Source organism: Mycobacterium sp. MMS18-G62 (assembly GCF_053877835.1).
This window is the reverse complement of sequence record NZ_CM132662.1, coordinates 4,800,504-4,816,384: the sequence shown is the minus strand read 5'-3', so window position 1 is coordinate 4,816,384 and position 15,881 is coordinate 4,800,504. Positions and strand designations below refer to the sequence as shown.

Below are 15,881 nucleotides of genomic sequence, written 5' to 3'. Positions count from 1 at the left end.
CTACTTGTCGAGCTGGACCGCGACCGTGACGCGGCCCTTCTCGTCCCTGCTCGAGATCGCGTGGCCCGTGCGGTCTTGACCGTCGAGCCTTAGCAGTGTGATTGGGCCGCCTTCGCCGAGGAAGTTGCGCCACCACGTCTTTTTGTCAGGCGACATGACGTTGATGACGATGCCGTCGCCGGAGCGTTGGTAACCCACAGGTGTCTGGACCGTCTTGCCTGAACGCCGTCCGACATAGCGAATGTTGATCAAGCCGCGTCGCACGAGTGGTCCCACGACGGGTGCGTCGATGAGGGCGACGAACAACTTGTTGACGATTCCGACGATGGGCGTATCGAAGATTCCAGATGCCATGGACCCCAGCGTATGTCAGCCGACCTCGGCGGGCACCGGCGACGAGCGAGCACCGGTGCGAGCTGCACCGATGCCTCCGGCTACCACGAAGCAGATGCCGACGACACCCGCCGGGCCGGGGATCTGGTGGAGCATCACCAAGCCGACGATCATCGCGAACGACGGCTCGAGTGCCATGAGCGTGCCGAACGCGGCGGTTGTCAACCGCCGCAGGGCGAGCAACTCGAGTGCGAACGGCACCACGGGCAACAAGATGGCCAGGCCGAGCCCGATCAGCAGGATCTCGGGGGTGAGTCGGGGCAATACCCACGGACCCACAGCGATGGTGGCGACAAATCCCGCGACAGGCATTGACACCGCAAGTGCATTGATGCCGGTGACCTGATCCCCCGCTTGTTGGGTGAGCAGGATGTAGCCGGCCCAGCAGACAGCCGAACCGAGCGCATACATCACCCCGATGGCGTCGACGGCGCCTGCCCACGGCTGAGTCAGGAGGACGACGCCGGCGGCCGCCAATCCGGGCCACATGAGACGGTGTCGGCCCTTGCCGTGCGCGACGGCGACGCCGAGGGGCCCCAGGAATTCCAGTGCGCTGGCGGTGCCGAGCGGGATCCGGTCAACCGCGGCCATGAACATCAAGGTGATGAGCGCCGTGACCACACCGAGCACCACACACACGCGGAAGGTGGCCCAGGTAAATGCGGCTACGCGAGGCCGGACGATGACGAGCATCAGCACGCCGGCCCACGCGAGGCGAATCCACGCCGCGCCCTCGACGCCGATGCGGTCGATCAGCGACACGGCGATCGCGAGACCGACCTGGACGCACAGCATCGAGCCCATTGCCATCAGGGCGCCGGTGCGGGCTTGGCTCATCACTCCTGCATTGAACGGCACCGCGACTGTTCGCGTCCACGTGATTTTTGTGGACATACCGTTTGAAAATCATGAACAATTGCCCGCGTGGACACTCGACGCCTTCAGTTGCTGCTGTCGCTCTCCCGGCTCGGCTCGATGCGGGCCGTCGCCGAAACCCACCACCTGACCACGTCGACCGTGTCACAGCAGATTGCCGCTCTGGCAAAGGAAACCGGCGCGCAACTGATCGAACCCGAGGGCCGGCGGGTGCGACTGACACCGGCGGGGCAGCGCCTGGCCGACCATGCCGTCACGATCCTCGCGGCCGTTGAGAGCGCGCGTCTCGACCTTGACCCCGACGCTGAGCCTGCCGGCACGGTGCGCGTCGGCGGCTTCGCCACCGGGATCCGCGTCTCGCTGCTGCCGATCATCGCCGACCTCGCCGAGAAATACCCCAAGGTCGAGTTCGTGATCAGCGAGTTCGAACCGATCGAGGCGTTCGCGTTGTTGACCGACGACGACTTGGATCTGGCGCTGACGTACGACTACAACCTGGCTCCGGCGTCGGTCAGTCCGGTGCTGGAGACGGTGCCGCTGTGGCGCGTCGCGTGGGGCCTAGGAGTGCCGGTCGACACCGAATTCACACATGCCACCTTCGCGGATTTCGCTGATCACACGTGGATTGTGAACTCCCGCAACACAGCTGACGAGGACGCGGTGCGAACTCTTGCAGCGATGGCAGGTTTCATGCCGAAAATCGCCCACCAGATCGACAGCCTCGACCTGGTCGAGGAACTGATCGTGGCCGGTTATGGCGTCGGCTTGCTTCCAATCGGCCGGCAAACCGATCGCGGCGTGAAGGTACTCCCCCTTGCTGACGCCAATCCCGTTCTGACCGCCTACGCGGTGACCCGCCGAGGCCGAGCCACCTGGCCTCCGCTGCGCACGGTGTTGGACCGGATGCGTCCACCTTCTGGAACCGAACTTCCCCTCCCACAGTGGCCGAGGCCGGTTCCCTGAGGCGCGTCTCTTGAGATTGCACAGCGCGGGTGATGCCGTTGATCGATTGCCAGGTCTAGAGCCCGCACAGTCAAGCCTCGGGATGGATCAGTAGAACCATTACCTCACAGTCGAATTCGGCAGATGACGGCAAACCAATGCACATTCGCCAACTCGCAGTGCGTTCGTTCCGCGAACTCCGATCAAATGGGTTGCGTCTGAACATGACTCGCGAAGAAAATGTTCAGTGCTCCGCTCTTGAGGAGGTCCAGACCCGTCGGCTTCACGAGGAGGAAGGTTTGCGACGGTATCAACAGGGTGACAAGGTGACGGCTCGCCGGATGATCGCCGACATGAATGTGCCGGAAGTGCCGGCCGGCTCGGTTGGCACGGTCGTCGCCACAACAATGCTCGGCCAACCCAAAAGGGTCCACTTCGCGCTCAATACGGTGTGGGGACCCAAACAGTTCCATGTCGAAGTTCGCCGCGGCGACGTCGATTGACAGAGTCAGGCCGCAGTTGCCAATGACCGTCCCGGTGCTCGCACCATGAGCATCGCCGCAAGACCGGCCGCCAAAACGACACACAGGCCACCCATGCCGGCACGGTCGCTGTCGAACAGGTCGATGAACGCCGAAAACAGCCACGGCGCAAGGAAAGATACCGCGCGACCGGTCGTGGTGAACAGGCCGAAGGTCACCCCCTCCTTGCCCTCGGCGGACATGCGCAGCATCAGGGTGCGCGCCGACGCCTGGGTCGGCCCGATGAACAGGCCAAGCAGCAGCCCGCACACCCAGAACGCCGTCGCCCCAGACAAGACCATCAGCGTGATCCCGACGATGACCATCGCGATCAAAGAGCCGACGATGACGTGTTTGGAACCCAGCCGGTCATCCAGCAGTCCCCCGATGATCGCGCCGACGGCCGCGATCACGCTGGCGGCTACGCCGAACAACAAGACGTCCGCCGCCGAGATGCCGTACACCTTGACGCCCAGCACCGCGCCGAACGTCACCACCCCCGTGAGCCCGTCCCGGAAGACCGCGCTCGCAAGTAGGTAGTACACGACATTGCGGTCGCGCCGCCATTCGCTGGTGATCTCTGACCACAGATTGCGATACGCGCCGAAGAACCCCACCGCCTTCTGGCGCTGCCCGGCTTCGGGCGCAGGCACCGCGACGAACACCGGCAGCGCGAACACGGCGAACCACACGGCGGCCAGCAGGACAGCCGCGCGGACATTCTCGCCGTCGGCGCCAGGTAGGTGCAGCAGCCCATGCGCGTCGCCGGTTTCGGAGATGAAGCCGAAGTAGACGATCAGCAGTAGTGCGACACTACCGAGAAAGCCCATGGCTAAACCGAATCCGGATATCCGGCCCGGGCTCGAATGTGTCGAGACCTGTCGCAACATCGCGTTGTACGGCACGGTCGCCAAGTCATTGCATGCTGCGGTGCACGCCAGCAACACCAGACCGGGCAGCAAGTAGCGGTAGTCGTCACGGATCAGGCTCATGGCCGCCGTCATCACCACCACCGCGCCCGTCAGCGCGGCGAGCACACGGCGGCGCCGCCACGGAGCGTCGACCCAGACGCCGGTCACCGGCGCCAACAACGCGACAACTAAACCCGCGAGCGCGAGCGCACGCCCCAACCAACTGGCAGGGCTGGTCTCCCCCGGCAGGTCTTGACCGACGCTGCTGGTGAGGTAGACCGAGAACACGAATGTCACGACGATCGCGTTGACGCCCGTCGCGCCGAAATCCCACAGCGCCCAGGCCAGCACCTGCGGCCGCTGAGCATGCGCCTGCGGCCGCGGATCGCTCACGATCGCCCACCCTATACAGACCGGGCCCGCCGCTGAATTGACGACGGGCACACAGCGGTAACCTGGCGCGCATGCCCCAGCCGGTCGAGACCGCGTTCGCGCGGTTGGACTCCTAGGGCAGGCGCCAGTTTCCATGTGGATGACCATCCTGGTGATGGCCGTGGCGATCAGCCTGGAACCATTCCGCGTCGGCATGACCGTGCTGTTGCTGAACCGGCCACAACCCAAGTTGCAGTTGCTCGCGTTCCTGTGCGGCGGCTTTGTCATGGGAACGTCGGTCGGGTTGGCGGTGCTGTTCGTCTTGCGGCCCGTGTTGTCGAGTTCAACGCATTTCACGCTGCCCCACGTGCAGATCGTGATTGGCGGGCTGGCCCTGCTCGCCGCGGTTGTTCTAGCCGCGAGGATCCAGTCACGCCGCGCCAGTGCAGGCTCGGCAAGGCTGGCGTCAGGGGCGCGACGGCTGATGAACGGCCGGTCCCTGTGGGTGGCCGGAGTTGCCGGGCTCGGCATCGCGCTGCCGTCTGTCGATTACCTTGCGGTGTTGGCCGTGATCATGGCGTCGGGTGCGGCGGCCGCAACGCAGGTCGGTGCACTGCTGATGTTCCATGTCGTGGCGTTCGCGCTCGTGGAGGTTCCGCTCCTTGCATATGTGGTGGCCCCGGACAGAACGCGGGCACTGATGGCCGCGCTGCACAACTGGATTCAGGCGCGCCGCCGCCTCGAGGTCGCCGCACTGCTGGCGGCCGTGGGTTGCCTTCTACTCGTGGTTGGGATCGCGGGACTGTGATTGTGTGGGCTCGGGCGCAGGGACAGATTCCACCTCGCCCGATTCTGGTTCCGCGTCGGGCAGCTGACTCACGAGATACTCGGCGAGCCCCCCGATGGTCGGATAGTCGAATACCGCGGTCGCATTGATCGTGAACGCGCCACCGAACTGACTGTGTAACCGGTTACGGAGTTCGATCGCCATCAGTGAATCCGTACCCAGGTCCAGGAACCGACTGGTTGCCGCGGGCGGTTGCGCGAGTCGCAGGAAGTTCTGCACCTCGCGCTGGAGGAATTCGGTCACGAATCCGGCGCGCTGCGGCACCGGTATTTCCTGCAGTTGCCGGAGCAACTCACTGTCGCCGGTCGCCTCCCCGGACGAACTCGGCAACACGTGGTCGAGAATCGTTGGCCGAGCAGCCCCCAACAACTTCGCGGCACGCTGCCAGTTGGCTTTGAGAACGGTTGCCTGCCCGGTTCCGTTCGCGACAGCCTCGGCGAGTGCACTCAGTGCAGCCGAGGGCTCCAGTGGCACCAGGCCCTGCGCGCTGAGATTGTTTCGTGCTGCCTCCGAAGAGGCCATGCCTCCCTGCGCCCAGGGGCCGAAGTTGACGCCCGTAGCCGGCAAGCCGTGTGCCCTTCTCTGCGCGACCAGGCCGTCGAGCATCGCATTGGCAGTCGCGTAGTTCGCCTGACCGGGTGAACCGAACACGCTGGACACCGAGGAGGACACGATGAAGAAGTCCAGATCATCGTCCCTCGTCAAGCAGTCCAAGTGGCGGACACCGAACGCTTTGGGCGCCAACGCTGTTCGGAATCGCTCCAGGCTCTGCTGTGACAGCAACGCATCGTCAAGCACACCGGCGAGATGTACCACTCCGGCCAGCGGGGGCAACTCCGCGCGGATTCGTTCCAGCAGCTTCGCAACTTCGGACTCGTCACCGACGTCGGCCCCGAAGGTGTGGATGCGGCACTTGTACCGCTCGGTGATCTCGTCGATCACCCGCTGCGCGTCCGCATCGGGCGCGCGCCTGCTGGTCAACACGATGTCGCCGGCTCCGAGTTGCGCCAGATACGACGCGGTGTGCAGGCCGATCGCACCGAGTCCGCCGGTGATCAAATAGCTCCGATCTCCGCGTGGCTGCAGCGGATTCGGTATTTGCAACACGATCTTTCCGATGTGCCGCGCCTGCTGCATCCGACGGAACGCGGCCCTCGCCTCGGTAATCGGGTAGATCTCAGCGGGCAGTGGTGTCCACTGTCCGCTGGCCATCCCGTCCGACACTTCGGTCAGCAATCGCTTGATGTGCTCGGGGTTCTGGAGGGTGGTGACGTCCAACGCGACGATCTCGTAGGCGATGTCGGGACGGACCGCCGCCATCTGCTCATGCGTCCAGATGTCTCGCTTGGCGATCTCGGCGAAACGACCATTCTGGGCGGTGGCCCGCACGGTCGCTTCGAGGAACCCCTCGTTCGTGAGGCTGTTGAGCACCACGTCGACTCCGACGCCGTCGGTGTCAGCAAGGATTTCGTCAGCGAAATCCGTTGTGCGTGAGTCATAGACGTATTTCACACCCATCTTGCGCAGCGTCGCGCGCTTGTAGGTGCTGGCGGTCGCAAAGACGACGGCGCCATGCTGCTGTGCCATCTGGATCGCGGCCAGCCCGACGCCGCCGCTGGCGGCGTGAATGAGCACGCGATCACCGGGCTGCAACTGCGCCCAGTCGAACGCGAGCCGGGCCGTCAGCGCCGCAGCAGGAATGGTGGCCGCCGCCACCGAGCTCAGCCCTTCGGGCACCGGCGCCACCAAATGAGCCGGCACGTTGAACCGACTGGAGAATGCGCCCTGCATAAAGCCGTAGACGCGCTGGCCGACCTCGAGTCCAGTAACGCCGCTACCCAATTGGGTGACGGTGCCTGCGAAGTCGCCGCCGATCGGTCCGGGATCGCCGGGGTAGAGGCCGAGGACGTTGAGCACATCCCGGAAGTTGAGGCCCGCAGCTTCCACCCGCACCTGCACATAGCCCTCGTCCGGCGGCGGCACATCCGTCTCGGTCAGACGCAGGTTGTCGATTGCGCCGCGTTCGGTGGGCGCCAGGACGTAATCGGTCGAGCGCGGCACCGTGAGATGACCGCTGCGCGCCCATGGAAGTAACCGTGATGCCAGCAGCTTTCCTTGCCGCAGCGCAAGTTCCGGTTCGTCGACCGGCGTGGCCAACAGGGCGGCGAGTGCGTTCACAGCCTCCTCGGATCCGTCGCAATCGACCAGTTTGCAGCGCAGCGCCGGTTCCTCGTTGATCGTGGTGCGCCCGAAGCCCCACAGCGCCGCCTGCACCGGATCGACCGGCTCGCCGGATTCGCATGCCACCGCGTGCTCGGTGACTATCCACAGTCCGCCAGGCAGTTTCACCTCTCCGCGTTGCACGGTATGCACGGCGCTCAGAAGGTGGGCAATCTCGGTTTCGAGTCGCTCGGCGACGTCGGCGCTCGACTCGCGTGCGCTGGGGGCTGCGGCACGCCAGACGACCCCGGAGAAACCCAGACCGCGCTCGTGTGCCTGTGCTAACAGCTGCCCCAAGAGTTCCGGATCGGCGGCCTGGTCGAACGGGATGCAGCCAGGCACCTCGTCAGCCAATCCATCGAAATTGGCAATCAGCCAGGTGCCGTTCGCAATTGCGGCGCCGTTTTCCGTGGCCGGGGGCGGCACCTCGTGCCAGCCAACGGTATAGAGCAAACGGGTCGCATCGCCGCCGAGCCCGCGCAACAATGCCTCACGTGGCGCGCGCTTGACAGTGAACTCGCGAATCCCACCTAGGCTGCGGCCGTCCCGATCGACGAAATCGAGATCGAAGACTTGGGTTTCGCTGTCGAGGCCGCTGCTGTGCCACCTTGCACGGCAATAGAACCTCCTCGGCATCCGCTCCCGCAGCGTGACCTGCCCGTACCGCAACGGCAGGAACAGATCGTTCACGCCTTGTTCGGCCGCGAGAAGTGCTGGGAACGCGGGGAAGGCGACTCCGGTGCACAGATCCATCAGCACCGGGTGCATCGGCTCGCTTCCGAGTTGTTCGGCGAGTTCTGCGCCGACGACGATGTCGCCGATCGCCTCCCCCTCGCCAAGCCACAGCGATTTCAGGGAACCGGACCAGGTGGGCCCCCATGCCAGCTCCAAGTCGGCGAACGTCTCGAACAACTCCTGCGGACGCATCCGGTTCAGCCGCTCGATTGCCTCGTCGACCGGCTCGGCGTTCTCGGATACCGGCTCGGCGTCGGCACCGGTGAGGACGGTGCCATCGGCGTTCAACGACCACTCGGCGCCACGTTCACCGTACGGGCGACTGTGCACCTGGAAACTCCACTCACCGTCGGTTTCCAGCGGATGCAACGTCAGCTGCACCTCGCGAGAACTCTTCTCGGGCAGGATGATCGGTTCATAGAAGACGACATCTTTCACCCGCGCCGGCGAACCAACTGCGGCCAGCGCCATCGCCGCATATGTCGCCCCGGGAACGACGACCGTGCCGTAGATGACGTGATCGGACAGCCACGGCTGCGATTTGACGGACAACCTGCTCGTGTAGACGGAGTCACCAGACGCGAGATCTTTCGCACTACCCAGAATTCCCGATACAGCGGCACCGTCGACCGTGATGCCGGACGTCTTGGGCCAGAAGCGGCGGCGCTGAAAAGGATAGGTGGGCAGTTCGACTCTGCGACCGGGCTGATGGTGCAGCGCAGCGAAATTGGGCCGGAGACCGCCGACGTAGGCCGAGGCCAATGCGTCGGCGATCTGGCGCTTGTCGCCAACGCCCTTACGCAGCGACACGATCGCCCGCGGTGCGGCCAGGTGCTCCGGCCAAACCTGCACCGCAGCCCCGGTCAGCACCGGTTGCGGACCGACCTCCATCAACACCGAGCATCCCAGCGCCGCCACGGTGCGCACACTTTCGGCGAATTGCACCGGCTGGCGGGAATGCCGCCGCCAGTATTGCGCGTCGATCGGGGTTTGGGCTGTGAGCACCGCGCCGGTGCGGTTGCAGACCAGCGGCAGCGTTGGCACGGCGAAGTGCAAACCCGCTGCGTAAAACTCGAACTCATCGAGCACCGGATCCAGCAACTCCGAGTGGAAAGCATGGCTGGTCTCCAGCCATGTGCAGCGGATCCCCTCGTCACTGAAAATGGCGACGATCTGCTCCAGATCCTCACCCGGACCCGAGAGCACGGTGTTGGGCCCGTTGTAAGCAGCGACCGACACCCGAGAGAATCTCTCGGCGACCGTCTCGACGTGCTTGGCGTCGGCGAACACCGCCACCATTCGCCCACCTTCGGGCAGGCTGCCGAACATCCGGCCGCGTTCTGCCATCAGCCGTGCGCCGTCCTCGAGGTCGAACACTCCAGCCACACATGCCGCTGCGTACTGGCCCACGCTGTGCCCCAGCACCACGTCGGGCTCGATGCCCCACGACTTCCACAGCCGGGCCAGGCCCATCTCGACGGCGAAAAGCGCTGGCTGCGCAAACGACGTGTGCCGCAACCTTTCTCCGGCCGCGCCGCCGGTTTCGCGATCGGTGGCGAACAGCACCTCCAGCAACGGATGCGGCAGTATGCCATCGACCGCGTCCGCGCAACGTGTCACGGTTTCGGCGAAAACCGGCTCAGTGTCGAACAACTCACGCGCCATCCCCGGATACTGGCTGCCCTGCCCGGTGAACAACCACGCCGTCGTCGGCCGGTTGGTGTGCTCGCCACGTACGACACCGGGTCGCGTGCGGTTTTCGGCAAGCTCGGCCAGGCCCATGCGCGCGCCCTCGACCGAATCGACGACCAGCGCTGCGCGATGCTCGAAATGCGAACGGCCCGTCCCGGCAGTGAGACATACGTCGGCGAGGTCGATATCCGGATGGGCGTTCAACCAGGCCTCATAGCGCCGCGCCAACGCCACCAGTGCTTCTGGTGATCGTGCGGACAACGCCAGCACATTGAGAGGCTGCACGTGAGTGTCGGACTCCGACGACTCTGAAGCCGCCGCGTCTCCCGCGGTCGCCGGTTGCGGCGGGGCCTCCTCGATCAGCACATGCGCGTTCGTGCCGGTGAACCCGAAGGAACTCACGCCGGCGCGCCGCGGCCTACCGTTTGCCCGCCACGGAATCGCCTTGTCCACGACCCGCACCGGCAGCGAGTCCCACTGGATGTGCGGCGACGGCTTCTCGAAATGCAGGCTCTGCGGCAGCATTTCGTGTTGCAGCGACAACACGACTTTGATCAGGCCTGCTACCCCGGATGCCGACTCGAGGTGACCGATGTTGGTCTTCACCGATCCCATCAGCAACGGCCGGTCCGCGTCACGCGAGGCACCGTAGGCAGCGGCGGCCGCCTGCACCTCGATCGGGTCACCCAGCGGGGTGCCGGTCCCGTGCGCCTCGAGGTAGTCGACGTCCCCGCCCGCCAGACCGGCGCGAGCCAGCGCGGTCCCGATAAGCCGTTGCTGTGCACCACCATTGGGCACCGTCAGACCACTGGACGCGCCGTCCTGGTTTACCGCGCTGCTGGAAATGACCGCGCAGACCCGATCTCCATCACGTACCGCATCGCTCAGCCTCTTGAGCACGAGAATTCCGCAGCCTTCACCCCGCACGTAGCCGTCGGCGGAGGCGTCGAAGGTCTTGCATCGCCCGACAGGGGAAAGCATCCGTGCGCGGGAGGCGGCAATCACTGTCACCGGACTCAGCAAGACATTCACACCGCCGGCCAACGCCAAGTCGCAGTCACCGGAGTGCAACGCCTGGCAGGCCTGATGGACAGCCACCAACGCTGAGCTGCATGCCGTATCGACCGCGACTGCTGGCCCTTCGAGTCCCAGCGCGAACGCAACACGACCGGAAATGGCGTTGAGCGCGTTGCCGGTGATGAAGTAGGGCTCGATTTTGTCGATCGATTCTGAGGACAACAGATGGGCGTACTCGTTGGCGCCCACCCCCAAGAAGATGCCGGTTCGACTGCCGCGCAGCGCCTCTGGCGAGTGGCCGGCCCTTTCGATACCCTCCCATGCCGTTTCGAGCATCAGCCGCTGCTGCGGTTCGATCCACACGGCCTCGCGCGGCGAGATGCCGAAGAATTCGGGATCGAATCCGTCGATTCCGTCGAGGAATCCGCCGAAGCGCGTGTAGGTCTTGCCCGGAGTCTCTGGATCCGGGTCATAGAACTCGTCGATGTCGAAGCGGTCCTCCGGGACTTCCCGGATCGCATCGACACCGCCGGAAAGCACCTCCCAAAAAGCTTCCGGGTCGGGCGCGCCGGGGAAACGGCACGACACCGCGACGATCGCGATCGGTTCGTCCGTGCGCGTCGTCACCATTGACGGCGCTGAGGTGACGGAGGATTCCTCGCTGAGCCCGAGCACCTCGCCCAGCAGGTATTCGGCCGCGTCGGACAGACGGGGGTGATCCATCACCAGGGTGACTGGAATCTCGCGGCCCACTCCTTGTTCGATGCGGCGCCGCAATTCAACGGCCATCAGCGAATCCATGCCGAGGTCAAAGAAACCCGCGTCCTCGCGGATCTCCGCGGCATCTACGCGCGTCACCTCTGCCACCGCGTCGAGCAGGTAATCGGTCAGAAGTTTCTTACGCTGCTGCACCGGAGCATTCGTGAGCCGCTCGACGAGCTGGGTCTTGCCGGGGAGAGTTGCGGACGGCGCCACCCCCGTCAGCTGGCTAGGCACCTCGCGCTCCACCTCCGCCAGGAATGCCCGCCTGCCCGTTTGTTGGTAGACCGGCAGGAAGCGAGCCCAGTCGATCCGAGCCACGACGCCCTGCGCCGATGGAGCCGCCATGACGTCGGCCAGACCCGCCAGGGCATCGGCGGGTGACAAGGTCCGGACCCCCCGCTTATCCAGTCGCGCACGAGACTCCGCATCGGCCATGCCCCCCGACCAGGGACCGAAGTTGACGCTGAACCCAGAGATGCCCTGCTCGCGCAGGCGCCAGGCCAGCCCGTCGAGAAACGCGTTCGCCGCGCCGTAGGCGGTCTGACCGAAGCCGCCCCATACCGAGGCGATCGACGAGGTGCTGAGGAAGAAGTCCAGCTTCAGGTCAGCGGCCGCCTCGCTCAAATGCCAAGCACCCCAGACTTTTCCGGCGAACACACGATCTACTTCGCTATCGTCCAGATTACTCAGCGCAGTGGTACCGATCTCGCCTGCAGCATGGACGATGCCGGCTAAGGGCGGTAGCTCGGCCTGCACGATGGTCAATAGGCGTGCGACGTCGTGCGCATCCGCGACATCGGCGGCAATGACCCGGACTTCGCAGCCGTGCTGTTCGCTTAGTGCGTCAATGCGCTGCTGCGTGGGCTCACCTGGCGCGCGTCGGCTGGTGAGCACCAGATGATTGGCGCCGTGCGCGGCTAGGTATCCGGCGATCTCCAGGCCTATGGAACCGAGGCCACCGGTAACCAAATACGTTGCGTCGCGGCGCAGTTCCAGCGGTGTACCGTTTGGCTGCTCAGCCCGCCGAACCAGCCGGGGAACGTAGACCGCTTGATCTCGCAGCGCGATTTGGTCTTCCCTGATGGCCGGGTCGTGCGGCGTCGTGATCCAGTTGACGAGCCGCGACCATTCGTCGGCTGGGTTCTCCCCGCCTTCTGAGAGGTCTGCCAGGCCGCCCCACACCTGCGGAAGCTCCAGTGACGCGGCACGACCGAACCCCCACAGGCAACTCTGATCCGGCGCGACGGTGTCCACGTCGGTGACTCGTTGTGCGCGACGGGTCACGACCCAGATGGGTCGGTGCAGTTCGGCGTCGATCGCGGCGCGGAAGAGCCGCCGAGTTCCACCCAAGATACGGTGTTGCATCCGCAAGAGTGACCGCATCGAGGGTGTGGTCTCGGAGTCGAGGGCCGCGACGTTGACGATACGTAGCGTCGAATCATCCACCGCCGCTGCGCGCAACGCGTCTGCGAGCTTTTCCTCGTCCGCGTCGGACACCGGCAGCCCGAGGATCCGGTGCCGGTGACCTCGTGCGGTCAGCTCGTCGACCAACGACTGAACGGCTGGAGATTCATCACCAATGAGAAGCCAGGTGGTTTGCTCGCGGTCGTCGGCGCTGGAGACGGGAACAGTGGATTTCTCCCAGCGGATCTCGTAGCGGTCGTCCGCGATCGACTGCGTTGTTCGTTGTTGATTGTGTTGTGCCGCAAGCTTGGTCAACACCTGCAGGGTCTGGCGGTCGCTGTTCGCACCGTCGAGGAGGGTCGCGAGTTCTTCGAGCCGGCCCTCCTCGAGAAGACGGACGGCTTCGGTCCGCGGTCCGCCAAGCTGCTGTTGGTGGTTCACCTGTTCCCGGCTATCGCTGAACCAGTACTGGCGATGCTCGAACGGATACGTGGGCAAGTCGAGCTTTCGCGCGTTCGCGCGCCGGAATGCGTGGAAGTCCGGCAGGTGGCCCAAGACGTACGCGTCGGCAACGGCTTCGGTGATCTGTTGGTGGTCGGCGGTATTTCGGCGCAGAGACGCGATCGCCCGCGGTGCGTTGGCCGGGTCGGGCCATGCCCCGAGGGCTGCGGCGGTGAGCACCGGACGGGGGCCGATCTCCAGCAAGAGTTTGCAATTCAGATCGGCGAGGGTGCGTACGCTCTTGGCGAATTCCACAGGCTGGCGAGCGTGCCGGCGCCAATAGGCGCCGTCGAGCTTCACGCTCCTGCCGAGTGCGGCGCCGGTACGGTTGTCAATCAGAATCCGTCGTGGCGCATTGAAAGTGAACTGCTGCGCATACGACTCGAATTGATCGAGAATCGGGTCCAGCAGCGCCGAGTGGAATGCATGGCTGGTGTCGAGCCAGTCGCACCGGACACCGGCGGCCGCCAATTCCGCCGTCGCTTTCTCCAGATCCTTTGCGGGTCCGGACAATACGGTGTTACCGCCGTTGTAGGCGGCGACCGACAACGTGGGGAACTCGTCGGTGAGGCTCTCGACACGCTCGGCGGCGGCGAACACCGCGACCATCCGGCCGCCCGCAGGCAAACTGCCGAAGAGGCGACCGCGCTCGGCCATCAGCAGCGCGCCGTCCTCCAGGCTGAACACGCCGGCGACGCAGGCCGCCGAATATTGTCCGACACTGTGGCCTAGCACCACGTCTGGCTCGAAGCCCCACGACTGCCAGAGGCGGGCCAAGCCCATCTCCACCGCGAACAAGGCGGGCTGCGCGTAGGAGGTCTGCCGCAGCGTCTCATCGGCGTCTGGGCTGTCAACATCGAAAATGACGTCCAGCAAAGGCGTTTCGAGGACATCAGATACCGCTGCCGCGCAACGACTCAGCGTCTCGGCGAACACCGGTTCGGTGTCGAACAACTCCCGGGCCATGCCGGGGTACTGGCTGCCTTGACCTGTGAACAGCCACGCCGTCTTGGGTGTGTCATGGCATTCTCCGCGAACCAAACCGGGTGCGGGGCGGTCGTCCGCGAGTGCGCCGAGTAGTTCGATGGCGGATTCTCTCGAATTGACCACCAATGCGGCCCGGTGCTCCAGGTGTGCTCGCCCGGCGCCGGCGGTGAAGCACACGTCCGCCAAGGTGGCCTCTGGGTGCGCGCTCAACCAGCTGCGGTATTGATCGGCGACCTGCGCCAACGCAGTGGGCGTCCGCGCTGAGAGCGGAAGAACGCTGAACCGGTCCCTCGGCTGCTCGACCGGTCCTGGTGCCGGTGCTTCCACGGGAGCTTCGGAGAGGATGACGTGAGCGTTTGTCCCGGCGAACCCGAACGAGCTGACACCCGCGATGCGCGGCCGAGCGGTGCGCTCCCACGGGATGGTTTCCTTCACCACCTCCACTGCAAGCCGGTCCCAGGGGATGTGCGGCGACGGGTTCTCGAAGTGGAGGTGCTTCGGCAAGGTTTCGTGCTCGAGCGACAGGATCACCTTGATGACGCCCGCGATCCCCGCGGCCGCTTCCAGGTGTCCGATGTTCGTCTTCGCCGAGCCGATCAACAGCGGCCGGCTGGGTTCGCGTCCGGCGCCGAGCGCCGCACCTGCGGCCTGGGCCTCGATCGGGTCGCCAAGCGATGTCCCGGTGCCGTGTGCTTCCAGGTATCCGATGTCGCTGGGTTCGAGGCCTGCGCTCTTCAATGCGTCGGCGATAACCCGTTGCTGGGCAACGCCATTCGGCACCGTCAATCCCCCCGACGCGCCATCCTGGTTGACCGCGCTGCCGCGGATCACGGCACGAATACGGTCACCGTCGCGAATCGCGTCCTCGAGTCGCTTGATGACGATCACACCGCAGCCCTCGCCCCGCACGTAGCCGTCGGCGGCCGCGTCGAACGTTTTGCACCGGCCGTCGGGCGCGAGCATCTGCGCACTGGAAAACGTGATCATCGTCGCCGGTGTGAGCAGGACGTTCGCACCGCCGGCCAGCGCAAGGTCACATTCGGCTAGGCGCAGTGCTTGGCACGCCTGATGGATTGCCACCAGCGACGAGCTGCACGCCGTGTCGACGGCGATCGCGGGACCCTGCAGCCCCAACCGATAGCTGATCCGTCCCGCCGCTGCGGCACTGGATGTCCCGATGGCCATGTAGGCCTCGATCTCGGGGTAAGTCAGCTCGTCAGAAGCCATTCCCAGGTAGTCGTGGGTGGCCAAACCCACGAACACCCCGGTATTTGTGCCAGCCAAAGCCGTTGGCGCGGTGCCGGAATGCTCCACTGCGCGCCACGCCATCTCCAGCAAGAGCCGATGCTGCGGGTCCATCAACCTGACCTCGCGCGTCGACATCCCGAAGAACGGCGCGTCGAACCCCGTCACGTCATCGACGAAACCCGCACGACGGGTGACAACCTTGCCGGGCACACCGGGTTCCGGATCGAAGAATTCATCGACATCCCAGCGGTCCGCAGGCACCTCCGAGATCGCGTCGCGGCCCTCGCGCAGCACATCCCAGAACTCGTCCGTATCCGCGGCACCCGGGAACCGCGCCGCGTAGCCGATGATCGCAAAAGCCGGTGCTGGCTCGGTCGGATCTTCGGCGGATCCCATACGGTTGTCCTCCTCGCGTCGGCGGTCAGAATTACACTCTGGGCGACATCTGTAGCG

At 65.3% G+C, this 15,881-nt stretch carries 7 protein-coding genes; 3 read left to right on the top strand and 4 right to left on the bottom strand.

The annotated features are described in order from the left end of the window. Entirely contained in the window at nucleotides 1–354 is a 354-nt protein-coding gene (locus ACWW36_RS23915) for a hypothetical protein (RefSeq protein ID WP_456138430.1), read from the bottom strand. Between the two features lie 15 nt (nucleotides 355–369). Continuing rightward, nucleotides 370–1,230, bottom strand: a complete 861-nt coding sequence (locus tag ACWW36_RS23910; RefSeq protein ID WP_456142604.1) for an EamA family transporter — start codon at nucleotides 1,228–1,230, stop codon at nucleotides 370–372. Nucleotides 1,231–1,317: 87 nt separating this feature from the next. On the opposite strand from ACWW36_RS23910, the gene ACWW36_RS23905 reads away from it, so the two are divergent. After that, nucleotides 1,318–2,232, top strand: coding sequence for a LysR family transcriptional regulator (locus tag ACWW36_RS23905; RefSeq protein ID WP_456138429.1), 915 nt, complete (start codon nucleotides 1,318–1,320; stop codon nucleotides 2,230–2,232). Between the two features lie 305 nt (nucleotides 2,233–2,537). After that, the gene (locus ACWW36_RS23900) at nucleotides 2,538–2,714 is read left to right on the top strand and encodes a hypothetical protein (protein ID WP_456138428.1); all 177 of its coding nucleotides are present in this window, start codon (nucleotides 2,538–2,540) and stop codon (nucleotides 2,712–2,714) included. Nucleotides 2,715–2,719: 5 nt separating this feature from the next. Here ACWW36_RS23900 and ACWW36_RS23895 read toward each other — a convergent pair whose 3' ends face one another. After that, nucleotides 2,720–4,036 (bottom strand): MFS transporter, encoded by a 1,317-nt coding sequence (locus ACWW36_RS23895; RefSeq protein ID WP_456138427.1) that lies wholly within the window; start codon nucleotides 4,034–4,036, stop codon nucleotides 2,720–2,722. Nucleotides 4,037–4,169: 133 nt separating this feature from the next. Between ACWW36_RS23895 and ACWW36_RS23890 the strand changes: the two genes are divergently transcribed. Then, a complete protein-coding gene (locus tag ACWW36_RS23890; protein WP_456138426.1) occupies nucleotides 4,170–4,823 on the top strand; it encodes a GAP family protein in 654 nt (217 codons plus the stop codon). On the opposite strand, the gene ACWW36_RS23885 is transcribed toward ACWW36_RS23890, so the two are convergent. Continuing rightward, entirely contained in the window at nucleotides 4,794–15,824 is an 11,031-nt protein-coding gene (locus ACWW36_RS23885; RefSeq protein WP_456138425.1) for a type I polyketide synthase, read from the bottom strand. The two genes, ACWW36_RS23890 and ACWW36_RS23885, sit on opposite strands and share 30 nt — an antisense overlap. Nucleotides 15,825–15,881 lie beyond the last annotated feature (57 nt).

What these genes read in the sequence shown, in the direction of transcription:
- ACWW36_RS23890 (WP_456138426.1), top strand. Translation starts at nt 4,170, where the DNA reads ATGTGGATGACCATCCTGGTGATGGCCGTGGCGATCAGCCTGGAACCA.
- ACWW36_RS23915 (WP_456138430.1), bottom strand. Translation starts at nt 354, where the DNA reads ATGGCATCTGGAATCTTCGATACGCCCATCGTCGGAATCGTCAACAAG.
- ACWW36_RS23910 (WP_456142604.1), bottom strand. Translation starts at nt 1,230, where the DNA reads ATGAGCCAAGCCCGCACCGGCGCCCTGATGGCAATGGGCTCGATGCTG.
- ACWW36_RS23885 (WP_456138425.1), bottom strand. Translation starts at nt 15,824, where the DNA reads ATGGGATCCGCCGAAGATCCGACCGAGCCAGCACCGGCTTTTGCGATC.